Origin of the sequence: Microcystis flos-aquae FACHB-1344 (assembly GCF_014698375.1) — a bacterium.
Lineage (GTDB): Bacteria > Cyanobacteriota > Cyanobacteriia > Cyanobacteriales > Microcystaceae > Microcystis > Microcystis aeruginosa.
Map to the genome: position 1 here is coordinate 1 of NZ_JACJSW010000227.1, position 26,300 is coordinate 26,300.

Annotated in this window: 16 protein-coding genes and 1 pseudogene; 15 read left to right on the forward strand and 2 right to left on the reverse strand. The window is 39.3% G+C overall.

What is annotated here, in order from left to right:
* Together H6G48_RS24400 and H6G48_RS24405 are read left to right on the forward strand one after the other, a co-directional pair.
* Positions 1-425: RNA-guided endonuclease TnpB family protein (locus H6G48_RS24400; RefSeq protein ID WP_190723698.1), on the forward strand; the 425-nt coding region annotated here is incomplete at its 5' end.
* Positions 426-691: 266 nt separating this feature from the next.
* Complete coding sequence (locus H6G48_RS24405; RefSeq protein ID WP_190723700.1) at positions 692-1,747, forward strand: Fe(3+) ABC transporter substrate-binding protein; 1,056 nt, start codon at positions 692-694, stop codon at positions 1,745-1,747.
* Positions 1,748-1,776: 29 nt separating this feature from the next.
* Here the strand turns inward: H6G48_RS24405 and H6G48_RS24410 are convergent, their stop codons facing one another.
* Positions 1,777-2,391: a DUF938 domain-containing protein gene (locus H6G48_RS24410; protein WP_190723702.1), complete on the reverse strand. Its 615-nt coding sequence runs from the start codon at positions 2,389-2,391 to the stop codon at positions 1,777-1,779.
* Between the two features lie 506 nt (positions 2,392-2,897).
* Between H6G48_RS24410 and H6G48_RS27600 the strand changes: the two genes are divergently transcribed.
* Positions 2,898-3,098: a hypothetical protein gene (locus tag H6G48_RS27600; protein ID WP_423202562.1), complete on the forward strand. Its 201-nt coding sequence runs from the start codon at positions 2,898-2,900 to the stop codon at positions 3,096-3,098.
* Between the two features lie 137 nt (positions 3,099-3,235).
* Positions 3,236-5,872, forward strand: a complete 2,637-nt coding sequence (topA, locus tag H6G48_RS24415; RefSeq protein WP_190723703.1) for a type I DNA topoisomerase — start codon at positions 3,236-3,238, stop codon at positions 5,870-5,872.
* Between the two features lie 121 nt (positions 5,873-5,993).
* On the opposite strand, the gene H6G48_RS24420 is transcribed toward topA, so the two are convergent.
* The gene (locus tag H6G48_RS24420) at positions 5,994-6,779 is read right to left on the reverse strand and encodes an SWIM zinc finger family protein (RefSeq protein WP_147068690.1); all 786 of its coding nucleotides are present in this window, start codon (positions 6,777-6,779) and stop codon (positions 5,994-5,996) included.
* 144 nt (positions 6,780-6,923) lie between these two features.
* On the opposite strand from H6G48_RS24420, the gene H6G48_RS24425 reads away from it, so the two are divergent.
* From H6G48_RS24425 to H6G48_RS24470, 11 genes and pseudogenes are all read left to right on the forward strand, one after another.
* Positions 6,924-7,103 (forward strand): hypothetical protein, encoded by a 180-nt coding sequence (locus tag H6G48_RS24425; RefSeq protein ID WP_012267925.1) that lies wholly within the window; start codon positions 6,924-6,926, stop codon positions 7,101-7,103.
* Positions 7,085-7,288, forward strand: a pseudogene (locus H6G48_RS27605) (transposase); the annotation flags it as partial. The gene H6G48_RS24425 and the pseudogene H6G48_RS27605, both read left to right, overlap by 19 nt.
* Positions 7,289-7,329: 41 nt before the next feature.
* Positions 7,330-11,589, forward strand: a complete 4,260-nt coding sequence (locus H6G48_RS24430; RefSeq protein WP_190723704.1) for an SDR family NAD(P)-dependent oxidoreductase — start codon at positions 7,330-7,332, stop codon at positions 11,587-11,589.
* Positions 11,590-11,833: 244 nt separating this feature from the next.
* On the forward strand, positions 11,834-13,711 hold the full coding sequence (locus tag H6G48_RS24435; RefSeq protein ID WP_190723705.1) for a TubC N-terminal docking domain-related protein: 1,878 nt from the start codon (positions 11,834-11,836) through the stop codon (positions 13,709-13,711).
* A gap of 123 nt (positions 13,712-13,834) precedes the next feature.
* Positions 13,835-18,619, forward strand: a complete 4,785-nt coding sequence (locus H6G48_RS24440; RefSeq protein WP_190723706.1) for a non-ribosomal peptide synthetase — start codon at positions 13,835-13,837, stop codon at positions 18,617-18,619.
* A 39-nt stretch (positions 18,620-18,658) separates the two neighbouring features.
* Positions 18,659-19,702: a type 2 isopentenyl-diphosphate Delta-isomerase gene (gene fni / locus H6G48_RS24445; RefSeq protein WP_002796364.1), complete on the forward strand. Its 1,044-nt coding sequence runs from the start codon at positions 18,659-18,661 to the stop codon at positions 19,700-19,702.
* Complete coding sequence (locus H6G48_RS24450) at positions 19,696-20,328, forward strand: LysR family transcriptional regulator (protein WP_012267922.1); 633 nt, start codon at positions 19,696-19,698, stop codon at positions 20,326-20,328. Before fni ends, H6G48_RS24450 begins: the two co-directional genes overlap by 7 nt.
* Before the next feature lie 96 nt (positions 20,329-20,424).
* On the forward strand, positions 20,425-21,051 hold the full coding sequence (locus H6G48_RS24455) for a cupin domain-containing protein (RefSeq protein ID WP_147068694.1): 627 nt from the start codon (positions 20,425-20,427) through the stop codon (positions 21,049-21,051).
* Between the two features lie 48 nt (positions 21,052-21,099).
* Entirely contained in the window at positions 21,100-21,900 is an 801-nt protein-coding gene (locus H6G48_RS24460) for an SDR family oxidoreductase (RefSeq protein WP_061432418.1), read from the forward strand.
* A gap of 31 nt (positions 21,901-21,931) precedes the next feature.
* Positions 21,932-22,876: a putative capsular polysaccharide synthesis family protein gene (locus H6G48_RS24465; RefSeq protein ID WP_002794050.1), complete on the forward strand. Its 945-nt coding sequence runs from the start codon at positions 21,932-21,934 to the stop codon at positions 22,874-22,876.
* Positions 22,877-22,967: 91 nt separating this feature from the next.
* Positions 22,968-26,246, forward strand: a complete 3,279-nt coding sequence (locus tag H6G48_RS24470; RefSeq protein WP_190723707.1) for a non-ribosomal peptide synthetase — start codon at positions 22,968-22,970, stop codon at positions 26,244-26,246.
* Positions 26,247-26,300 lie beyond the last annotated feature (54 nt).

The window sequence follows — 26,300 nt, forward strand, 5'->3', positions numbered from 1 at the left end:
CCACTCAATTAGTTCGTGAAAACCAAACGATTGTGGTTGAGAATTTAGCCATCAAGAATATGGTCAAAAACCCGAAATTATCTCAGGCAATATCTGATGTAAGCTGGGGAGAAATTACCCGACAATTAGCCTATAAATGCCGTTGGTATGGGAGAAATTACATCGAAATAGATAGATGGTTTCCTAGCTCTAAAAGATGTAGTAATTGCGGGTATATTGCTGAAAAAATGCCGTTAAATGTTCGAGAGTGGGACTGTCCAGACTGTGGGACTCACCATGACCGAGATATTAACGCTAGTAAAAATATTTTGGCCGCAGGGCTTGCGGTGTCAGTCTGTAGAGCGACCATAAGACCAGAACAGAGTAAATCTGTTAAGGCAGGTGCGGAACCCCGCAAGGGAAAGAAGCAGAAACCCAAATCGTGAGGTTTGGGAATCGCCGTCCGTTTTACGGCGGCGAGGATGTCAATCCACAATACCCTCGATCGAGCTTAGGGTAACATCTCGGGCTTATTGAACTTAACTAGCGATAGATTCGAGAATTTATTAGCCCCATCAAAACAAAAAACCCTGATTTTACCTCGATTTTACCCGCTCTACCGCCCTAGCCCGACAAATAATTTCTCGCACAGATAAGAATTATTCTCAATAGCTGTACAATAGGAAAAGACAACTTTACCAAGAATCGAGCAATGAACGATAAAATAACTCGGAGAGTCTTTCTAGGCGCGGGAACAGCCACCTTAGCGTTAGCAGTGGGTCAATTAGGGAAAATAAACGAAGTTTCCGCCCAAACTAAACAATTAAACCTCTATTCCTCCCGTCACTACAACACCGACCGACGATTGTATGACAACTTCACCCGACAAACGGGAATAAAAATTAACCTCGTGGAAGGGGAAGCGGATCCATTAATCGAACGGATTAAAAGCGAAGGCAGCAATAGTCCTGCCGATATACTCCTGACGGTAGATGCGGGGAGACTATGGCGCGCCGACCAACAGGGAATTTTTGCCCCCGTCAATTCCCGCATTCTTACCCAAAGAATTCCCGCTCATTTGCGTCACCCCAAAGGTCACTGGTTTGGGTTTAGTAAACGCTTGCGGGTAATTATGTACAACAAAGACAGAGTTAACCCCAGAGAAATCGATTCCTATGCAGATTTAACCAATCCCAAATGGAAAGGAAAAGTCGTCACCCGGTCATCCAGTAACATCTATAGTCAATCTTTTACCGCTTGGTTAATCGACATCCAAGGGGAAGCGGCCGCAGAAAAATGGTGTCGAGGATTAGTGGCTAATTTTGCCCGTCCACCCCAGGGTAATGATAAGGCACAAATCGAAGCTGTAGCCGCAGGAATTGCCGATTTAGCCCTAGCTAACACCTATTACTTAGCGGGGTATGCCGAAGAAAAAGACCCCGCTAAACGGGCAATTTATGACCAAGTAAGCGTAATTTTCCCCGACCAAGCAGGCCGCGGCACTCACGTTAATATTAGCGGTGGTGGTTTAATTAAAACTGCCCCCAATCGAGAATCGGCCATTAAATTTTTAGAATATCTTTCTAGCAATGAAGCACAGAACTTTTTTGCTAAGGGTAATCGAGAATATCCCGTCGTTCCAGGGGTTGCTTTAGACCCTTTCCTAGCAAAACTCGGACGCGGGAAAGAAGATACAGTTAGCGTGGCTAATTATGGTCCTAATTTAGCCAAAGCGGTACAGGTAATGAATCGCGCTGGTTGGAAATAAGTTATCAGTTATCAGTTATCAGTTATCAGTTAAGGCAATTGAAATAAAACCGAGAGATTATTAGCTGGCATAGGAATTACTTCTAACAATTGTAAACCTCGATCGCTCGCTGCTTGCACCACATCTTCTAAATTCCTAACTCCCCAAGTAGAGTTTTGAGAACGGAGAGAAAAATCAAAGCTTTCGTTACTAGGAGAAGTATGTTTTCCCTGCAGTTTATAGGGACCATAAAGATAGAGAATTCCCCCCGAACCGAGAATGCGACTCGCTCCTGCCATTAACGCTAAACAAGCGGACCAAGGGGCGATATGAATCATGTTAATATTAACAATCGCATTAATAACGATATTTTCCGTCTCTACCGCCCAAACTGACTGATGAACATCGATAAATAGGGGGCGATCGAGATTAGAACTAGGACAATAATCGCACCAACTGCGAATACTATCTAGAGCCAGAGGGTTACAATCCGAGGGAATCCAACGACAAGGAGCAAGACGAGGAGCAAAAAAAACAGCGTGTTCACCCGTGCCGCTAGATATTTCTAGGATATTCCCAGTCTTCGGTAAAAATTGGCTGAGAACTTCTAAAATCGGCTGACGATTGCGTTCTGTTGCCGGAGCATATTGACGTAAATCAGACATAACTAGGGTTTGCGGCAAAAAGTTGGTTGGTGGGGTTAGGAGTCGGTCGTCAGGCGTTGGTCGTCAGGCGTCAGTCCTGATGAAAAAATTTTCACCACCACAGATGAAAGAGGTTTCCTTCCCTACACCCCACACCCCACACCCTACACCCTCTTTCCAGTCAGGAGGATTATTTTTATTTATTCTCCCTTCTCCCCATCCTACTCTGCAATAACTACTGGCAGCCAGAAATACGTTGGGTTCATATCATACTTTGTGCTTTTTGTCAAAAAAACTTTTTTTTTGCAATAAAACTACACAAAAAAAAGATCATCGTTGTTGGTGAAATTGACTAATTTACCCGTCCTAATTAGGATAACCTTCTAGGTTTGGTGAGGGTTTCAACCATTGCTGCCTAAAAAAGCACAGAATATCCCATTATGAAATTCAGTAAAATCGCTGTAACCATTGTAACATCGTTGTTAAATAAAAATCTTTCTCAATTAATTTTTAAGAATTTGTAAATATTGCGGAATGTTAATTTAAATATTCTCAAGTTTTTGGAGTCAATAAATAATTTTTGCTTATCTTTGGCGAACATTGGGTTAGGAGTCAGTATTCTCCGAGTCAGCTTTTTTCTCCCTTCTCCCTGCTCCCTGCTCCCCTCTCCCTGCTCCAGAAAAATATTAAGTTTTGTTAAGAAGTTAGTGACAAAAGACCAGCTTTAATCTCTATTATCGTAGTAAGTGGCTTTTGACCCGAATCAAGCCGGTCAAGATAAATAGTAACTTTTGCCCATCATCAAACAACGATTGTCAGTCTAACTAAAACAGTCGCTGTGGCCATGCCCTCGTGATCAATTCCTATGTCAACCCTGGTTATTGTCGAATCCCCCACCAAAGCTCGGACGATCAGCAATTATCTGCCTAGCGGCTATCGAGTCCAAGCCTCCATGGGCCACATCCGCGATCTGCCCGCCTCCGCCGAAGAAATTCCCCCCGCCCACAAAGACAAATCCTGGGCCAATTTAGGCGTGGATGTGGAGAACGATTTCGATCCCCTCTACGTCGTCCCCAAAACCAAAAGTAAAGTCGTCAAAGAATTAAAAGAAGCCCTCAAAGGGGCCAGCGAACTGATCCTCGCCACCGACGAAGATCGGGAAGGCGAAAGCATCAGTTGGCATCTCTTGCAGGTACTCAACCCGAAAATACCCACCAAAAGGATGGTATTTCACGAAATCACCAAAGAGGCAATCCAAGCCGCCCTCAAAAATTGTCGCTCCATCGACGAAAATTTAGTTCACGCCCAAGAAACCCGCCGCATACTCGATCGCCTCTACGGTTATACCCTCTCCCCCCTACTCTGGAAAAAAATCTCCAAAGGGTTATCCGCCGGCCGCGTGCAATCCGTGGCGGTACGTCTGCTCGTACAACGGGAACGAGAACGACGGGCCTTTAAAACCGCCAATTATTGGGACCTGAAAGCCACCCTCGAAAAGGACAAAAATCAATTCGAGTCGAAATTAGTCACCTTAAACGGTCAAAAAGTGGCAAATGGGAGCGATTTCGATGCCGACACCGGCAGACTGCTCCCCGGTCGCCAGGTGACACTTTTGGATCAAGCCACCGCCGCCGCCTTAAAAGAACGCATCCAAGACAAAATCTGGCGCGTTAGCCACACCGAAGAAAAACCCACCACTCGCAAACCTTCCCCCCCCTTCACCACCTCCACCCTGCAGCAAGAGGCTAACCGGAAACTGGGCATATCCGCCCGCGACACCATGCGAATCGCCCAAAATCTCTACGAACAGGGCTACATTACCTATATGCGAACCGATTCCGTCCATCTTTCCGATCAGGCCATCACCGCCGCCCGCAATTGTGTAGAACAAATGTACGGAAAAAATTACCTCAGTCCCCAACCCCGGCAGTACACCACCAAAAGCAAAGGCGCACAGGAAGCACACGAAGCCATCCGGCCCGCCGGTAGTAGCTTTCGCCTGCCCCGGGAAACCGGCCTGAGCGGACTAGAATTCGCCCTCTACGACCTAATCTGGAAACGTACCGTCGCCTCACAGATGGCCGATGCCCGCATTACCCAGATCGCCGTCAATATTCAGGTAGAAAATGCCGGATTTCGCTCCTCCGGCAAAAGAATCGACTTCCCCGGCTTTTTCCGCGCCTATGTGGAAGGTTCCGACGATCCCGAAGCCGCCATCGACGACCAAGAAATAATCTTACCCGCCCTCAACGTTGGTGACACCCCCAATTGTCGCCAACTAGAAGCGATTAGCCACGATACCCAACCCCCCGCCCGTTATAGCGAAGCCTCCCTCGTAAAAACCCTCGAAAGTGAAGGAATCGGGCGACCCAGCACCTACGCCACCATTCTCGGCACAATTATCGATCGCGGTTATGCCCAAATGCGGAATAAAACCCTCATTCCCACCTTCACCGCTTTTGCCGTGGTTAGTTTGTTAGAAAATCATTTCCCCGACCTGGTAGATCCCAAATTTACCTCGAAAATGGAGGAAACCCTCGACGATATTGCCACCGGTTCCGCTCAATGGTTGCCCTATCTCGATCGCTTCTATCGCGGCGAAAAGGGGCTAGAAAGCCAAGTAAAAGAGCGCGAGAGTCAAATTAACTCTAGCACCGCCAAATCGGTGATTTTAGAGGATTTACAGGCAACTATCAAGATCGGCAAATACGGTCCCTATCTGGAAGTCTCCCGAGGCGATGAAATCCTCACCGCTTCCATCCCCGCCGATTTAACCCCCGCCGACCTCAACCCCGAACAGGTAGAAACCCTGCTGCGACAAAAAACCGAGGGTCCCGATAAATTAGGTCTTCATCCCGACAGCGGAGAGCCAATTTATCTGCTGGTGGGTAGTTACGGCCCCTACGTCCAGTTAGGAGATGTCAGCGATGACAACCCCAAACCGAAACGCGCCTCCCTACCCAAAGGAGTCAAACCAGAGGATGTCACCCTCGAACAAGCGGTGGGTTTATTGGCACTGCCGCGACTACTGGGAACCCATCCCCTCACCGGAGGCAAAATTAAAGCCAGTTTAGGTCGTTTTGGCCCCTATATAGTTCAGGAACAGGGTAAGGAAAAAGAATATCGTTCCCTGAAAGCCGGCGATGATGTCTTAACCATAACCCTCGATCGAGCTTTGGCCTTATTAGCCGAACCGAAAAAAACTCGCAGCGCCCGCGGTTCCACCAAACCACCTCTAAAAGAATTGGGTAAGCATCCCGACGACGACGAATCCGTGGGATTGTACGAAGGTCCCTACGGAGTTTATATCAAACACGGTAAGACCAACGCCAAGATTCCCGAAGGAGAAACCGCCGAAACCCTGACTCTAGAACAAGCTTTAGTCGCCCTAGCGGCCAAGACAACCACTGCCAAGAAAACCACTACTAAGAAAACTACTTCTAGCACCACTAAAAAAACTACTTCCCCAGGCAGTAAAACTGGCAAAAGTAAGACGGTTTAGCGGTTACTGGCGGGGCGATTTTCTCCCTGGTTAATTCCTCGCTCTGATGCGAGGACAAATCTGGCTGGCTTTTTTGTCTTTTGCACCACTTTGAACGAGCTGCTCATATACCCCAAATTCCCTACTGTAAAGCAATCGCCATCGCTTCTTGGGGAATTTGCCGGTAAATTGGTTTTAAAAATTGTTCTATGGCATCTGATTCGGGGGCAGCGAGGGGAAAATTGCCTAAAATGTCGAGAATGGTTTGATTTTCATTCCCCGGCGTAATCACAACTAGGGAGGGATCTAGCTCCTCATCGTACTGCCAAAAGCGATCGATAGTGCTGTCGGGGGCAGTTTTTTCGACTACTGTGGGGGGTTCACTGACTGCTAAAGGTTGATTATCAGAGGAATAGGAGCGTTTTTCCCGTAAAGCTTCCAGAATTTGGCTTTTGCTTCGGCCGCGCAGTTGCAAAAGCAGGAAGGGATCGACAATAAAACGATCACCCAATTGATAGTATACTGCTCCTATATGTTTGCAGGGGTTGGCTTGATCGGGACAGGTACAACGAGAGCGAATATCAGCTAGGGAAAAGGGAAATAAATTCACCCCACTATCGATAAAAACACGCTCGATATGATCGGGCATTTGTCCCGTGAGCAATTGAGCGGAATAAATGGCCTTTTTGGAGAGAAGCTTAATAATATAGTCCCATTCTTCATCACTAAAAGCGACTAGGGATAAATCCACTATATAAGGCTCTGGTTCACTGCCTTGTACTCTGGCAATAACTTGCGAGTCTTCAAAGTCAATACTTAAAACATTGCCTTCTCTGGCGTAAAGTCTAGCTCGTTCCAAGCGTTTTTTAAAGCGATAGGAATCGAGTAGTTCTAGCCATTTTTGTACCCACCAAGCTTGTTCTGTCATTTTTTATTTCGCCAATTCAAAAATGAAACACATCAACCTTAAGAGTTGACAGAGAAAGGCTCATCAGGTATATTCTGATCTTTAACAACAACAAATCAGACCCAAAAACGAAGCCCTCAACATCTTAACATAGAACAAAGAAACTTGCTCTACCAACTTGGTCAAGAGGTAAATTTATCTCAACGGCAAATAGCCGTCTTGCTGGGATGTCATGTCATCTATGAAGCAGAAACCCAAATTGTGAGTTTTGGGAATCGCCGTCCGTTTTACGGCGGTCAGGATGTCAAGAAACCATCTACAAAATTTCTTGGGAGAGGGGATTAAACGAGCATACTAATGGACTGTTAAGACAATTCTTTCCCAAGAAAAGGAATTTTAAAATCCTTAAGCCAGAGGAGGTAAAAAGAGCAGTAAACTTGGTTAACAATCGTCCTCGAAAATGTCTTGACTATCGTACCCCGAATGAGCTATTATGTGATAGCTCAGACAGTGATGAAATTCAGAATTGAATTGAATTGGCAAGATGTACACAAAAACGAGGATTTTAGGTATGAGGACAGAACAGAAAAATCCACAATTAAATTGTCAGAAATTAGCAGAAGTCTTTTTATCAAATCCCTTAATTGAAGATTGCTATTTTATGGTACGGGAGGGGGAATTAGTCGCCTATATCGTTTCCTCTGGAGCTTGGAATTCTGAACAATTGTCCTCCGATTTACAGTCTCAGTTACCGGACAATCTTCTACCTAATATCTATGTGCAGATTTCCAGTTTACCCTTAACCGATAGCGGTGATGTCGATGAAACTGCATTAAAGAATATTGAAATTATCGATGATCATCAAGTTCAGGAGACAGAAGAAAAACTACGCTCTTTGTCAGACATTGATCAAGTTGCCGTCGTCATGACTTCCAAAAAAATCAAAATTTTACCCCTACATCTATCGGACTTATTGCCCTTAAAAATAGAGAAAAAAAATGATCATCAAAAATCTGAAACCCCGATTCATCTGGGGATTCACACTTCTAACACTCAAGCTGGAATCAGTCACGGACAGCTTTTAGAAGAATCTGAACTTCAACCGAAAACCTTGGCAGAAATCCTCCAAAAAGCTGCTGAAAATTATTCAAATAAAGGGATTATTTATATTCAATCTAATGGATTGGAAGTTTTTCAGTCTTATCAACAATTATGGGAAGACGCTCAACAAATACAAGCCGGATTACAAAAGCAGGGTTTACAAGCTCACGATAAAGTAATTCTTCAGCTATCGGAAAACTATGATATTATTTCCGCATTTTGGGGGTGTCTTTTAGGGGGATTTATTCCTGTTATTATTTCAGTGCCACCCAGCTATAAAGATTTTAATAATGAAATTCATAAAATATCTCAAGTTTGGCAGTTGTTAGATGAACCTATTATTATCACAAATCAATCCCGTCAGCAAGAGATAAAATATTTAGAACAATGGTTGCCTAATCAACCCTTAAGCTTGAGTTTTATTGAAGAATTAAAAACTCATTCTCCCCATCAGCCTCCTATTGGTCAACCGGATGATATCGCGTTCTTTAATCTAACATCAGGCAGTACAGGAATACCGAAATGTATTTCATTAACCCATAAAAATGTGATCTCTCGTGCGCGAGGAACAAACATCATTTGTGAACATCAAAACGACGATATTATTCTTAATTGGCTTCCTTTTGATCATATTGGAAGTATTTCCGACTGGAATATTCGCTGTGTCGAGTTAGGATGCCAAATGGTTTATGTTCAAACTGAATATATATTAGGTCGTCCTTTGAATTGGTTAGATTTAATTGATCAATATCGAATTAGCCATAGTTGGGCTCCTAATTTTGCCTATAATTTGATCAATGAAGCTTTAAAAAAAGAACCGGATCAAAATTGGAATTTAGATTGTGTCAAATTCTTTTTGGCAGCGGGTGAAGCCGTTTCTGGTCAAGCAGTTGGAGAATTTATTAACACCCTTCATCTTCAATATAATCTGAAAAAAACGGCGATGCGTCCTGCTTTTGGGATGGCAGAAATGGGGTCAGGAATTACCTATTATCAGCCGACGGATCAACAGCCATTACTCTTTCATACGGTTGATAAATCCTCCTTAAATTCTTCCTTAAAACGAGTCCATCCTGAACATCCCAATGGTGCAACCTTTACGGATTTAGGATTACCCATCCCGGGAATATCCATTAGAATTGTTAATGCTGATAATTCCCTATTACCAGAAGAAACCATTGGTCATTTACAAGTTAAAGGAGATGCAGTTTCACCGGGGTATTATAAAAACCCAGAAGCGAATCAAGACGCTTTCTTAAAAGATGGCTGGTTTAAGACAGGAGATTTAGCATTTATTAGTAACGGTCATTTAGTTATTACTGGAAGAAGTAAAGAAACCATTATTATTAATGGAGTCAATTATTATAGCCATGAAATTGAAACTGTAGTGGAAACTATTGAAGAAGTAGAAGTGTCCTACACCGCCGCTTGTGCTGTTTATGATCCTAGGAATAGTACCGATCAATTAGCTTTATTTTTTAGTGCAGAAACCTTTGACCACCAGCATCTAGCGGAACTTCTGAAAAAGATTAGACGAAAAGTAATTAACAGTTTTGGGGTTAATCCTGAATATTTAATCCCCTTAAATAAAACTGAAATTCCTAAAACTTCCATTGGTAAAATTCAGCGATCGCAATTAACAAAACGGTTTGGAAATGGAGAATTTAATTCTATTTTAAAAGAAATAGATATTTTATTAGAAAACGCTCAAACCATTCCTGATTGGTTTTACCAGAAAGTTTGGAAACCTCGATCTCCAGTTAACTTAAAACCCGAACTTTCCAAGTGTTGTAGTTTAATTTTTCTGGATTCCTTAGGTTTAGGAGCATCTTTAGCAGAAAAAATTCAAGGGCAAAACTTACCCTGTATCACGGTTTTAGCAGCGGAAGAATTTTCTCAAATCAGTCAAAATTGCTATACCCTAAGACCCGGGACAGCCAATCATTATCAACAGTTAATGGCATCTTTATCCGAGCGAAAAATTATTCTTGGCAATATTATTCATCTGGGGAATTATCAAGACTATCAGGGAGAAATTTCAACAATTGAACAGTTAGAAAAAGCACAAGAAAAAGGGACTTATGATTTATTATTCCTAGTTCAAGCTTTAGCTAAAACTCATGATTTTAACTCAAAAATTCAATTGCTATTTGTTTCTAGTTATAGTCAATTTGTCATAGAAACCGATGAAATTGCCTATGAAAAATCTCCAGTTTTAGGACTGATCAAAACCCTAGCTCAAGAACTTCCTTGGTTAAATACTCGTCATGTTGATTTACCCCTGGATCAAACCGAAATTAATGTCAGTTATCTGCTGCAAGAACTATCCGTTTTATCCAAGGAAAGAGAAATTGCCTATCGCAACGGGAAACGTTTAATTGCAGGTTTGGAAAAAGTCAATTTACTTCAACACCCCCAACAGGAATTACCCTTTAAATCAGGGGGAATTTATCTGATTACCGGAGGACTAGGAGGGATTGGCAGACAAATTGCTCAGTATTTGCTCAAAAATTATCAAGCTCGTTTACTATTAATTGGAAAAACACCTTTACCAGAAAAACACCTCTGGAGTGAGTACCTCAAAACCGAAGATCAATTATCCTTAAAAATAAAAAGTCTCCAAGCTTTAGAAAACCTTGGGGGAGAAGTAATTTATCAAGCGGTAGATGTGGCTAATTTCCCTCAAGTTAAACAGACTGTAGAACAGGTAAAAAGACAATGGCAAGGAGAACTTAATGGGGTGATTCATCTGGCTGGAATTTACAAAGATTGTTTACTTCTGGACGAAAATCAAGAGGGTTTATCGACAATTCTTCGTCCTAAAGTAATAGGAACTTGGGTTTTACATCAACTTCTCAAAGAATCTCAGGGAGTTTTTATTAGTTTTTCTTCCTTGGCTAGTTTTTTTGGAGGAGCGGCTTTGGGTTCCTACGCGGCGGCTAATAGTTTCCTTGAGTCTTTGAATACCTATCAAAAATCTAAGAATTTGTTCCCCAGTTATTGTTATAGTTGGACAACTTGGCAAGAAACTGGGATAAGCCAAGGTTATCAGATGCAATACATAACCAGATATCAAGGGTATTATGATATGACGGTGCGGCAAGGTTTAGACTCATTTCTAACGAGTTTATATCACAACCAAAGACAATTAATAATCGGTTTAGATGGGAGTAATAGCAAGATTAATCGTTTCACATCTAGGTCTGAAGGATGCCAAAAGTTAACGGCTTATTACACTCGTAAATCTACAGTTCAATCGGTCAATCTACCTAATCATGTTAGTCTAAAAGATCGATTTGGAACGTCCTATCAATGTCCCCTGGTGCTGCGACAATCTCTGCCTATTAAGGATAATGGAGACATTGATAAGCGGCAATTACTCAAGGAACTCCAAGGCAAAGAAAATAACGAATTGATAGCACCCAGAACGGAAGCTGAACGTCAAGTTGCTAAGATTTGGCAAAAGGTGTTAAATCTATCTCAAATTGGAATTCATGACAATTTCTTTGAACTAGGAGGACATTCCTTGCTGGCTAGTCAAGTCATCTCTCGTTTACGGGATGTTTTCTCGGTAGAATTGTCTTTGCACAGTTTATTAGAATACCCCACCGTTGCCAGTTTAACTCAAACGATTGAGGTGCTTAATGTAGCCAACAATAGTCAAAGTGTATCCAAAAGTGGTAAAGTTATGACAACAGCCTCAGAAAATTATGAAGAAGGAGAATTATGAAAATAGCTTAACTAAAATTTAAGCTTTTCAGATCCATTTTGGAAAAAAATGTAAAAAATTGTATCCATCACTGAAATTTATCATCCAGAATATGCTATAAATAGTTTCGGTTTAAAACAGTCTTTTTGTGGAGTATGTAAGCGGTTGCTCCCATAGCAACTGACTTTAACAATAACCACGGACTCTCCACCATTGATAATTTTTGTTTGGTCTATAGTATTTAGTCTTTGAGGGACTTAAATTTATGAAAACAGTTGAATTTTTATCGGATCTGAATCATTTAGGTGTGACAATTTGGATGGAAGGGGATAAGCTGCGCTATCGTTCTCCTCAAGGTGTTATGACTCCCGATTTACTCGAACAATTGAAAGAGCATAAAGAAGAACTCATCGTTTTATTGCGTGAACAAGCTGACAATTTTAGTTCGGAAACAGACTATGATGTGGCAATTTGTGGCGGTGGATTAGCGGGTTTAACCTTAGGGAGACAGTTAAAACTTAAACAACCTAATCTTTCCGTTGTTGTTCTTGATAAAATGGCTCGTCCTTTACCCGAAGCTGGTTTTAAAGTGGGAGAATCAACCGTTGAAGTCGGGGCTTTTTATTTAGCAAATACGCTTCAGTTAACCGATTATTTTGATCATCAACATTTGCCTAAATTGGGATTACGCTATTTTTTCAAACCTCAAGAAACTGAATTTCATAAAAGACCTGAACTGGGATTATCAGAGTTTCATGCTCCTAAATCTTATCAAATTGATCGGGGTAAATTAGAAAATGATTTACGCCAATTTAATATTGAAGCAGGAATTGACCTTAAAGAAAATTGTTCGGTTAAAGACATCGAGTTTGCTGAAGGGCTACAGCAACAGCATAAAATTATTTATACTCAAGGCAGTGGAGCGAATCAAAAAACTCATTGTATTAAATCCCGATGGGTTGTCGATGCGATGGGTCGCCGTCGATTTATACAGAAGAAACTCGGTTTAGCGAAACCTAATCATAATAATTACAGTGCGGTTTGGTTCCGAGTTGAGGGTCGTTTTGATGTCAGCAATTTTGTGCCAGCCAGTGAAGAAAAATGGCATCGGCGTGTTCCTAATAACAACCGTTATTATTCTACAAATCATTTATGCGGTGAAGGATACTGGGTTTGGTTAATTCCTTTATCCACAGGTTATACCAGTATTGGCATTGTGACTCGTCAAGATATTCACCCGTTAAAAAATTATCATAACTATGAATTAGCCTTTCAGTGGTTAAGGGAAAATGAACCCGTTTTAGCGGCTCATTTAGAAGGTAAATCCCCAGAAGACTTTAGAAAGATGCCGAAATATAGCTACTCCTCGAAACAAGTCTTTTCCTTTAATCGTTGGGCTTGTGTCGGTGAAGCAGGCCTATTTCCTGATCCGTTTTATTCCCCCGGTTCAGATAGTATTGGTTTTGGCAATTCTTTAACCACTCAAATGATTGAACTTGACCTTAAAGGTCAACTAACTCCCGAAAGAGTTGACGATGCGAATCACTTTTATTTAACCTATCACGATGGGTTAGCCTTTAATATTCAAAATTCCTATAACTGTCTTAAAAATGGGACAGCGATGGCTACAAAAGTCATCTGGGATACCTTAGCTGGATGGACATTCGGTTGCTTAATGATGTTTAATTCCATCTTCCTTGACCCGGAACTTAAGATGAAAGTTCAACAGATTAATGCAGAATTTTTCCCTCTTTCCTATCGAATACAACAACTATTCCGAGATTGGGCAAATCAATCCCTGGGTCGGGTTAGCTTTGAATTTATTGATTACTTAGCAATCCCCTTTGTGAATGAACTGCGAACCAGGAATTTACAATCTAATAAAACCGAAGCTGAAATCATAGAAGCTTATCGAGCCAGCTTAAAATTATTAGAAGAATTTGCTCAAGTCATTTTTCAAATTGCCTTAGAAGATACCAGTCCCGAACTGTTAACTAAAATTAACGAACACCCCTGGTTAAATGCTTGGGCAATTAGTTTGGATGCCAGTAAATGGGAGACTGATGGGCTGTTTTCTCCTAAGAACGAACCTCGTAATTTACACAGCATTAAAAAACAATATTTAGAGGCAATAAACCGATAAAAATAGACGAATCAAGTTGATTGGATTTCTAACAGTAGCTCAAGTTAGAGCTACTAAACTCAGCCAAACATCACCCCCATTCCAAAAATACCAGAACATTAATTAAGGAAAAGGATACTATTAATGAAAGTCGCAGAATTTTTATCTTACTTAAATAGTTTAGACATCAAGCTTTGGCTTGAGGAAGAAAAGTTAAAATATCAAGCTCCCCAGGGAGCGATGACACCAGAAATTAAGCAAGAAATCGGCACAAGAAAACCAGAAATTCTCACTTTTTTAAGAAGCGCAACAACACCGTCTAAACCCCTTGAATCGGTCATTAATACCGTTGCCAGAACTGAAGATTTACCCCTATCTTTTGCTCAACAGAGAATGTGGTTTCTCTATCAGATGGATCAGCAAAATTCGGCTTATAATGAAGCTCTAACCATCCGTTTAACGGGACGCTTAAACATTGATATTTTAGAGCAAACGATTAATGCTATTATTCAACGGCATGAGAGCTTACGCACAAGCTTTCCAATGGTTGAAGGAAAACCTATTCAAAAAATTGCTCCATCTCTGAAGATTAAATTATTAGTTGTTAATTTAAAAGATATCCCCCAAGAGCAAATTGACAAACAGATTATTGAAGAACTACAAAAACCCTTTGATTTAACCCAATCTCCCCTATTACGATGTACTCTGTTTGATCTGGGATATGAAAATTATATTTTAGTCAACGTCTTCCATCATATTATTATCGATGGTTGGTCAAAAGGCATTTTATTTAAAGAATTATCTGAATTTTATCAGGCATTTTTATCCAATTCAACCGTAGATTTACCCGAATTACCTATACAATATGCGGATTTTGCGGTATGGCAAAGACAATGGTTACAAGGTGAAATCTTAGAAAATCAGTTAAATTATTGGAAAAAACAATTAACGGGCGCTCCTCCTTTATTAGAACTTCCAACCGATAAACCCCGTCCAGCTACTGCCAATTTTCGAGGTCATAGTATCTCGTTTCAAATTAACTCAGAACTCACCGAAAAACTGAAACTTTTGAGCCAAAAGTCGGGGGCGACTTTATTTATGACCTTACTGGCTGCTTTAAACACTTTACTCTTCCGTTATAGTGGTCAAGATGATATTTTAATCGGGACACCCACCGCCAACCGAAACCGACAAGAAATTGAACCTTTGATTGGTTTTTTTGTCAATACTTTAGTGCTGCGGAATTCCCTAGAAGGAAATCCGACTTTTTCGGGATTATTACAGCAAGCTCGCAATGTTGTTTTAGAAGCGTATGCTAATCAAGATGTCCCCTTTGAGCAAGTGGTTGATGGGTTAGAAATCGAACGAAGTTTAAGTTACAATCCCTTATTTCAGGTAATGTTTGCGCTGCAAAATGCCCCCCTCAATGCTTTAGAATTACCCAATTTAAAAGCTCAATATCTAGCCGTTGAACAACAGAGAATTAAATTTGATCTCAGCTTAGTTTTAGAGGAAATCGAAACCGAAAAAGGAGCTTATTTAGAAGGTTTTTGGGAATATGATAGCGACCTATTTACTCCTGAAAGAATTAACCGCATGGTGGGTCATTTCCAAACTTTATTAAAGGGGATTGTAGCCAATCCTCAGCAAACCATCGGGGAATTACCGTTACTGACTGAATCGGAAAAACAGCAATTATTAGTAGAATGGAATCAAACTCAAACGTCTTATCCTGATCATTACTGTATTCATCAGTTATTTGAAGAACAGGTTGTTAAAACACCTGATGCTATAGCGGTCATCGATGGAGAACAATCCCTCACCTATGAACAGTTAAATCAAAAAGCCAATCAGATTGCCCGTTATTTACAAAAATTAGGGGTTAAACCAGATCAATTAATTGGGATTTGTGTCGAGCGATTGCCCTTAATGATTATTGGATTTTTAGGAATCTTAAAAGCTGGAGGAGCTTATGTACCACTGGACACAAGCTATCCCGAAGAACGACTTGAATCTATCATAAATGATGCTGAAATCAAAATTTTATTAACGCAACAGCACCTCATCAAAAAACTACCAACAACAGTCAATCAATTGATTTGTTTAGAACAAGATGAAGACCCAATTAAACAACAAAGTAAACAGAATCCTCTCAGTCATGTTAACGCTGAGAATTTAGCCTACGTCATCTATACTTCAGGTTCTACAGGTAAACCTAAAGGAGTTGCTATTCCCCATCGAGGAGTGACTCGTTTAGTCTGTAATACTAACTATATATATTTAAAACCAACTGATAGAATGGCTCAGGTTTCTAATCCTTCTTTTGATGCCGCTACTTTTGAAATTTGGGGGGCGCTGATACATGGCGCACAGTTAATAGGAGTAGATAAAGATACAGTTCTTTCTCCTGAAAAATTTGTTCATTTTCTCCAAAAATATCAAATTACTATTTTATTCTTAACGACAGCGTTATTTAATCAGTTAGTTCAGACTATTCCCCATGCTTTTCAAAGCTTAAGATATTTACTTTTTGGTGGCGAAGCAGTTGATCCTCAATGGGTCAAAGAATCCCTTAATAAAGGAACCGCTCAAAATTTACTTCATGTTTATGGGCCAACAGAAAGCACAACTTTTACCTCTTGGTATTTAATTAAAAATATTCCTTCAGAAGCTACAACTATTCCAATTGGTCGTCCTTTAGCTAATACAGAAATTTATATTCTTGATCCCTATTTGCAACCTGTTCCTATTGGTGTTAAAGGCGAATTGCATATTGGTGGTGATGGTTTAGCCCGTTGTTATCTCAATCGTCCTGACTTAACTGAACAAAAATTTATTCCCAATCCTTTTAGTCAAGATTCGTCAGCACGTCTGTATAAAACAGGTGATATAGTACGCTATTTAGCCGATGGGAATATTGAATTTATTGGACGGATTGATCATCAGGTAAAAATCAGAGGTTTTAGAATTGAATTAGGCGAAATAGAAGCCGTTTTATTTCAGCATCCTCAAGTCAAAGATGGAATTGTTATCGCCAGAGAAGATCTACTTGGAATCAAGCGTTTGTATGCTTATGTTGTTCCGAAAGATAAACAACTCACTCAGCCAGAATTACGAATTTTTCTCCAAGAAAAGCTGCCCAATTATATGATTCCTGCTTTCTTGATTTTCTTAGATGCTTTTACTCTTAATCAGAATGGAAAAATTGATCGCAGTGTTTTACCTAGACCAGAAATTGATGTTAATGAATTAGAAAATTATCTTCTTCCTAGTACCGAGAAAGAAACAATTCTAGCCCAAATTTGGCAGGAAGTTTTAGGGCAAAATCAAATTAGTATTAATGAGAATTTCTTTGACTTAGGAGGCGATTCAATTATCGCCATTCAAATTGTCGCTAAAGCTAATCAAGTGGGATTACAAATTACTCCTAAACAATTATTTAGTCATCAAACTATCGCTCAATTAGCCACCGTAGCGGAGACAACTGCTATCACTGAAATTGACCAGGGATTAGTTACAGGTGAAGTCCCCTTAACTCCGATTCAAAAATGGTTTTTTGAACAAAACTGGCCCGAACGTCATCACTTTAATCAATCTATCTTGTTAGAGGTTCCCAATAATCTACAACCAGATTTATTAAAACAAACTATTTCTAAATTACTCTATCACCATGATGCTTTGCGGTTACGGTTTGTTCAAAAAGGGGAACAATGGCAACAAAATCACAGCGATGATTGCAATAATTTTGCTTTTGAAAAGGTGGATTTATCCCGTCTATCTTGCGATGAACAATTGACCAAGATCGCAGAAATTTCCGAGGTTCAACAACGGGTACTGAATTTAGAGGAAGGCCCCTTAATGGCGGTGGTTTTCTTCGCCTTGGGTGAGAGTGGAAAAATGTTAATTGTAATTCATCATTTAGCAGTAGATGGAATTTCTTGGCGGATTATCCTCGAAGATTTCGTTACGATTTACCAGCAATTAGAAACCCAAAAGCCCCTGCAACTTCCTCCTAAAACCAGTTCTTTTAAAACTTGGGCTGAGGAACTGCAAAACTATGCGAAAACCCCAGAGTTTTACGCTCAATTCAAGTATTGGCTAAACCGTGATTTTTCATCCGTTTCTCCTCTTCCTGTAGATGTTCAGGGGGATGCCCAATCTAACATTGTTGCCCATGCCAAAACGGTCTCTTTCACCTTAACCGAAGAACAAACCCGCTTACTCTTACAGGAGGTTCCGCAAGCTTATAACACCCAAATTAATGATATTCTATTGACCGCTTTAGTCCAAGCTTTTGGCCGTTGGACAGGAAATTATAAGCTTTTGCTTGACATGGAAGGTCATGGAAGAGAGAATGTAATTGAATCCGTGAATTTATCTCGAACTGTGGGTTGGTTTACCAGTATTTTTCCCGTCTTTTTCACCTTAGAAAATCTTCACCATCCGGGTGAATGTCTCAAGTCCATTAAAGAGCAATTACGACAAATTCCGAATCGGGGATTTGATTATGGAATTGGATATTATCTGAATTCAGATTTAACGATTCAATCCCCGTTAAAAAACTATCCAAAAGCTCAAATTAGCTTTAATTATTTAGGTCAATTTACCAGCCATCAAATCGGCGAGATGGGCTGGAAATTATCTCAAGAATCCAGTGGTTCCATTCATAGTCCTTTGGGACAACGTTCCCATTTAATTGCGATTCATGGAATTGTGGTTGATGGGCAACTTGACATGGAATGGCAATATAGTGAAAATTTTCATCATCAAACAACGATCAAAAATTTAGCCGCTGCTTATCGAGATTCTTTAGAAAGCCTGATTAACCATTGTTTATCGGCAGAAGGGGGCTATACTCCATCGGATTTTCCCGATGCGGATCTTAATCAGGTAGAACTAGATGAACTGCTTTCAGAACTCGATTTTTAAACTCAATTTAATGTTTAACCCTCATGCTTGATAACAACTATGTCATCTCCTAATCTTCCCAGTGAAATTGAAAATCGTAAAAGCGAACATCTGCGAGTTTGTATCGAAGAAGATGTAGAATTTCAACAACTTACAAGCGATTTAGAAAAATATCGTTTTACCCATTGTTGTCTTCCTGAACTTGACCGCAGTGATATTGAACTGGGGACAACCTTTTTGGGGAAATCTTTAAAAGCTCCAATTCTAATCTCTTCCATGACCGGAGGAACAGAATTAGCCCATTTAGTCAATACTCGATTGGCAACGGTCGCTCAACGCTATGGTTTAGCGATGGGGGTGGGTTCTCAACGCATTGCACTCGAACAACCGGAATTAGCGCCGACCTTTGCAGTCCGTTCTCTGGCGCCAGATATTCTCCTGTTAGCGAATTTAGGGGCTGTACAGTTAAATTACGGCTGCGGTTTAGAAGACTGTTTAAAATTGGTGGAATTATTAGAAGCTGATGCCTTAATTCTGCATCTCAATCCTTTACAAGAATGGGTGCAATCGGGAGGCGATTCTAATTTTAAAGGGTTACTCGCTAAAATTCAGCAAATTTGCGCTCAATTACCCGTTCCTGTCATCGCCAAAGAAGTCGGAAATGGCATCTCTGCGGTGATGGCCAAACAATTAATTGAAGCCGGAGTCGCCGCGATTGATGTGGCGGGAGCCGGAGGCACGTCCTGGGCCAAAGTCGAAAGCCAAAGAGCCAAAGACAACAGACAAAGGCATCTCGGACAAGTTTTTGCCGATTGGGGTTTACCTACGGCTGAATGTATTACCGCCATTCGGTCCATGAATTCAACCATTCCTTTAATTGCTTCTGGGGGCTTAAAAAATGGCTTAGATCTTGCCAAATCCATCGCTTTAGGAGCCGATTTAGGAGGGTTGGCTCGACCGTTTCTCGTAGCAGCGATTGAATCAGAAGCCGCCGTTGATGAGTTGGTAAAATTTTTAATTGCTGAACTTGAAATTGTTTTATTTTGCACCGGAAATCCTAATTTATCCGCCCTTAAAAATTCAGGAGCCTTAAAACCATGTTAAAGTTTTCAATGGAATTGTGTTATCCCCAGCTTGATGTCAAAACCTTAAGCGTTGGCACTTTGGGTCCAAAAGAAACCAGTAGTGAACAAACCTTAAATTATCTAATTTCTCAATGGAAATTACAACAGATTTCGGTTAATAGTCATTTATTTGATAGCTTTACAGATTTAAAAGAATCTTTACTCGAAAATCAGATAGATTTGGCGTTAGTCCCCCATGCCTATGAAAAAATTAATGATTTCTATATGGAACCGAGGTTTAAACTAGGTTTTATCTTCACCTATCCCACACCCGTTTACGGATTAGCCAAGCGAAAAAATGAAGAAATCGTTTTAGAAAATTGTACCCTGGTCACTCATCCCGCTCCTCTTCCTTTACTTCCTTATTTATTACCTGGCGACCTGAATCAAAATAAGATTAAAATCAAATTTGTCAATTCTACCAGTGTGGCCGCTATTCAAGTTAAACAAGGGTTGGCAGATTTAGCCATTACCAATGAAAATGCCCTCCGAGAATATGATTTAGAATTTATTTCACAATATGGTAAAATTGAGATGAGTTGGTCTTTATTTCACAAAAAGGAAAACACCATGATTCAAAGTATTTATTTACCAGTGCATACCTAAAAAAGCTACCTATCCGCTCAAAATAGTTGCCTTCATCACATAAAAATAATTGAGATTTAACCTCTCAATTTCATTTTGAACCTGTACCCTAAAATCATGTCTGAATTTTTCCCAATTCCCGATCCTCTTAAACTCAATCATCATGTAGAATTAGAGGTTTTTCAATGCCAAGATACCATTTTTCAATTATACGTTATAGCTCCTAATGCTAAACTTGAATCCCACCAACATCCTGAAAGTCAAATTGGCATGGTATTCTCAGCAGAACTAGAACTGTATATTAAAGATTTGATTAAACCCTTAAGACCTTTGCAAGATGTTTATATAGCTGATGGCAATATTCCTCATGGTGCTTTTAATCCTTTATCAGAACCGATGATTGGATTTGATCTTAAACGGATTACCTCTGCTTTACCGTCAGAAGATGTTTTATTAACACTATCCAACAACCAAGATAAAATCACTCATTTACCTTGTCAATCTGTTAAGGGTTCTTGGTTTGAAATTGTCATGATGAAAATCCCTTCTGGTTATTCCATTCCCCCACATCAAGGTGAGCAAGAAGAAATCGGATTTATTTTGAATGGAAAATTAGAAATCTCCATAGAAAATGAAGGACAGTTTTTAGAATATGGTCAAATTTATTATGCTCCTTCAAAAGTTTTAAAAAAGGGATATAATTCATCGAAACAAGATATTAATTTGATTAAAATTTTAATTTAGTTCGTTTTATGATTTTAAGTTTAACCTCAAAATGCTAGGACAAAGTTTATGGATTTAGGATTAAAAGATAAAGTGGCTTTGATTACGGGAAGTAGTGCAGGAATTGGGTTTACCATTGCTGAAAAATTAGCAGAAGAAGGCTGTCACTTAATTATTTGTGGTCGCAATTCCCAACGCTTAGAACAAGCTTATCAATCTCTGGCTCAAGCTTATCCTGTCCAAGAAATTCTGCGTTTAGTGGCTGATGTCCATCAAGCTCAAGATTCTGAACAATTAATACAGAACTCTTTAAATCAATATGGCAAAATTGACATTTTAGTCAATAATTCTGAAGGAGCTAACTTTGCTGAAAATTTAATTGAAAACCTTTCCGATGAAGATTGGTTAAACGTTTTTCAAGGAAAATTAATGGGTTATATTCGCTTAACCAATTTAGTGTTACCGATTATGAAAAAACAACATTGGGGAAGAATTGTTAATATCATTGGGACATCGGGAAAAGAGCCATCTCCTCGTTTAGTTAAATCGGGTGTTGTCAATGCAGCTTTAATGAATTTTACCAAATCAGTAGCTAGACAAACCGCCCCCTATAATGTTTTAATTAATAGTGTTAACCCCGGCGTTATTGATACCCCTAGACATCGAGAATATTTAGAAATTTATGCCAAAAAGCAAGGAACAACCCCAGATTTAATCCGAGAAGGAATTCTCAAAACAATTCCCATGAATCGAATTGGTACGACTGAAGAATTTGCTAATCTCGTTGTATTTTTAGCTTCAGAATGTGCGAGTTATATAACGGGAATTACTATTCCCATCGATGGTGGTTTATCCTCGTCAGCATTTTAAATTCAACCCTCCAGCATCATCAACAAGCATCATGAACACACAAACTAAACTCTCAAACCAAGCTCTTAACTATTATCCCATCGCAGATAAACAGTTTTTTCCCGTGTATTCCTATATGAATAATAGGATTAATATGTGGAATACAGAAAGAAAATTAAAACAAGAACTTCTCAATAATTCTTCAGTCATATTTGTTTATCAAATGGGGAAAGTCGGTTCAATGAGTACCTATTTGACCCTAAAAAAACATCTGCAAAATCAAGCTATTTATCATATCCATAATCTGAATTCAGAACATTTCTCAAAAATTTGGGAAACAATGCAACTGGAGAAACATTATCATGCTTTTACCTTTGGGCATTCCTGTATGACCAAATATTTAAGCGAACACATTGAGGAAATTAAAAATCAAAAAAATATTAAAATTATTACTGGAGTCCGAGAACCCATCGCCCGTAATATTTCTTGGTTTTTTCAAGTCATTCATTGTCAATCTGTTTTTCCTGAATTTTTCATAAAATATCAAGAAGGATTAATCACAATGGATGAAATTATTAAAAAATTTTGGTCTCAAAAATTTGTTTATGGAAAGCAGTTTGACTGGTTTGAAGAAGAATTGCAACCAGTTTTCGGCATTGATATCGCTTCCATTGATTTTCCGAAAGAAAAAGGTTATGCGATTGCGAATTTCCCAGACAGAAATATTGACTTATTAGTCTTAAAATTAGAAAAACTTGATTCTTGCTTAAAAGAAGCCCTAGAAACTTTTTTAGGTGTTGAAAATTTAGATTGTGAACGACTTGACCGAGCAGACTTTTTAGAAGCGGATGACTATCTCATCTATGATAATTTAAGAAAGAGTCTGACCTTTAGTGATGAATATTTAGAAGAGATTTATGATCAACCATTAGTGCGTCATTTTTACACCGATGAAGAAATTAACAAATTTAAACTCAAGTGGTCTAGTCAACGTTAAAGGTAATTCGTTCTAAGTTTATCGTATTTATTGAATAAAATTTGATTCAATAAACTCACGCACATTTTTATTTAATCTATTGGGAAAAATAATGGTAACACCTCAACAATCTAGGGTTAGTAAAAAAGATATTGAATCCATTTATCCCCTTTCTCCCATGCAGCAGGGGATGCTGTTTCATTCTTTATATAATCCAGAATCAAAGACGTATTTATCACAAATTCAAATCACCTTGCAAGGTAATTTAGATATTAATGCATTCCAACAAGCTTGGCAAAAAGTAGTAGATAGACATAGTATTTTACGGACTTGTTTTGCTTGGAAAAAAACCAAACAGCCTTTACAAGTGGTTAGAAAAAATGTCACCTTACCTTGGTTTAATTATGATTGGCGAGCGCATTCTCTCGCCGAACAAGAAACTAAATTTCAGGAATTATTAATCTCTGATAAAGAGCAATATTTTGAATTAGATAAAGTCCCCTTACTTCGATGTCATTTAATTCAAGTCGAAGATCAAAAATATGAATTTATCCATACTGGACATCATATTTTATTAGATGGTTGGGCAACAGCAATTCTGTTGAAAGAAGTTTTCGAGTTTTACGCTGGACTCATCAACCATCGACCCGTCAATTTACCGACACCCCGCCCTTACCAAGACTATATTAATTGGGTACAACAGCAAGATCAAACTGAAGCCGAACGATTTTGGCGACAAAATCTTCAAGGTTTTACCTCTCCAACTCCATTAGTCGTTGATAAACCGTTAAATCCTCTTGTTACTCAAAGTAAAAATTATCTTCATCAAAAATCAAAACTTTCTCCAGAAATTACCAGTCGTCTGAAATTACTCGCCCAAGAATATCGCCTTACTCTTTCTACCCTAATTCAAGGAGCTTGGGCTTTATTATTACATCATTATAGTAGTGAATCTGATATTGTATTTGGGGCAACCGTTTCGGGACGACCGCCCAATTTTACAGGAATTGAATCGATGGTGGGGATGTTTTTAAATACCTTACCCGTTCGCATCAAAATTGAGCCTCAACTTGAATTATTAACTTGGTTTCAACAATTACAACAAGAGCATTTAGAACGAGAGCAATATAGTTATAGTTCTCTAATTGATATTCAAAAATGGAGTGAAATTCCGTCCCCTCATTCAGTTTTTGAAAGTTTTGTTGTCTTTGAAAATTTACCCTTTAGCGACAATGATAGTCAGAATTTAGGCGGTTTACAAGTCGGTGAAATGCAAGATTATGGCAATGCTGATTATCCCTTAACGGTTATTGTCACCCCTGGAGAAGCCTTAAGTATTAAAATTATTTATCCTCAAGAACGATTTGAAAATGACACCATTGAACGGATGTTAGGTCATTTTAAAACCTTATTAGAAGGAATCGCTATTAATCCCCATCGTCGGATTCAAGACTTACCTTTATTAACGGAAGCTGAAGGTCAATTATTATTAATTGAATGGAATCAAACTGCAACCCAAAAGCCTCTAAAACACTGCGTTCATCAATTATTTGAGCAACAAACTCTCAAAACTACTTCAGCCATTGCCGTTGTTTTTCAAGAGCAACAATTAACCTACCAAGAACTGAATGAATCTGCTAATCAATTGGCTCATTATTTACAAAAAATTGGGGTGAGTTCTCAATCTTTAGTCGGGATTTGTTTAGAACGGTCTGTTAATATGGTAATTGCCATTTTAGCGGTGTTAAAAGTAGGCGGTGTTTGTGTTCCTCTAGACCCAACCTATCCTCAAGAAAGACTTTCTTACATCCTGCAAGACACCCAAATCAAAACCTTATTAACCCAAAAAGATTGTCAATTTCTTTTAAACAGTGAAACCATTTCTCAACGGATTTTATTGGATGAACAAGGGTCAGAAATTGCCTTAGAACCCAAGACTAATCTCGGCAACCCCGTGAGTTTAAAGGATTTGGCTTATCTTATTTATAGTTCAGGCTCTACGGGTGTGCCCAAAGGGATTATGATCCTGCATCAATCCTTAACAAATATTATTGAGCATCATCAAGTAAAAATGTCATCTGCAAGGAATTTCTTACAATTTGCTCCCTTTAATTTCGATGTCAGCTATCACGAAATCTTTGCCGCTTTGTGTTTAGGGGGAAGCTTATTTATTGTTCCAGAAGATTCTCGCTTAGACCTTGCTAAATTAAGTCAATTGTTCGCTAACAATCCAATTCATAAAGCCATTTTGCCCGTCACCTTATTACAACAATTAATCGAAACCTATAGTGAGGAAACCTACTTATTTGCTAACTTGCGTGAAATTATTTCAGCTGGAGAGCAATTACAAATTACTCCAACGATGATTTCTGTATTCAAAAAACTCGAACATTGTACCCTTTACAATTATTATGGCCCCACAGAAGCGGATATCGTTACCAGTTATACATTTGACCCCAATCCTGAGCTTTGGCCGAAGTATATTCCCATTGGTAAACCCGCAATTAATGTGCAAGTTTATATTTTAAATTCCCATCTTCAACCCGTACCTATCGGAGTGACTGGGGAGCTATATGTTGCGGGTGGCGGTTTAGCGCGGGGTTATTTCAACAATCCCCAATTAACCCAAGAAAAATTTATTGCTAATCCCTTTAGCGATAATTCATTGCTGTATAAAACTGGAGATTTAGCTCGTTATTTACCCAATGGAGACATTGAATATTTAGGAAGAATTGATGATGTGGTCAAAGTTAGAGGTTATAGAATTGAATTAGGGGAAGTAGAAACTATTTTAAATCAACATCCTCAAATTGCCCAAGCTGTTGCTACAGTTCAGGGAGAAACCGCCAGAGAAAAATATTTAGCCGCTTATTTTATTCCCCGTCCAGGTGAAACCATAAACCAAGTTGAATTACGTCATTTCCTTGAAAACTGGCTACCCGATTATATGATTCCCTCTGCTTTTGTTGTGATGGAATCTTTTCAACTCAGTCCTAACGGTAAAGTTAATCGAAAAGTCTTACCAATACCCGATAAAAACCCCTTATCGTTAACTCAAAATTATGTCGCTCCTCGAACTGCAATTGAAGAAGTTTTAGCAGGAATTTGGGCAGAAATTTTAGAAGTCGAACGAGTTGGGATTGAAGACGATTTCTTTCTGTTAGGTGGGCATTCTTTAAAAGCAATTCAACTGATTAGTAAAATCCGTCAAACCTTAGAAATTGAAGTTTCTGTGCGTCAACTTTTTAATCACTCAACTATCAGCCAATTAACTCAAGTCATGATTGAATTAGTGGGGAATGAAGGGTTACTAAATGAAATTGCCGTAACAGTTCAAGAAATTTCCCAACTTTCACCAGAAGAAGTTCAAGCTTTATTATCTCAAAGCTGAACCTAAATGACTTAATCTTTCTATAATGGACATTGATTTAAACTGAAGGAAAAA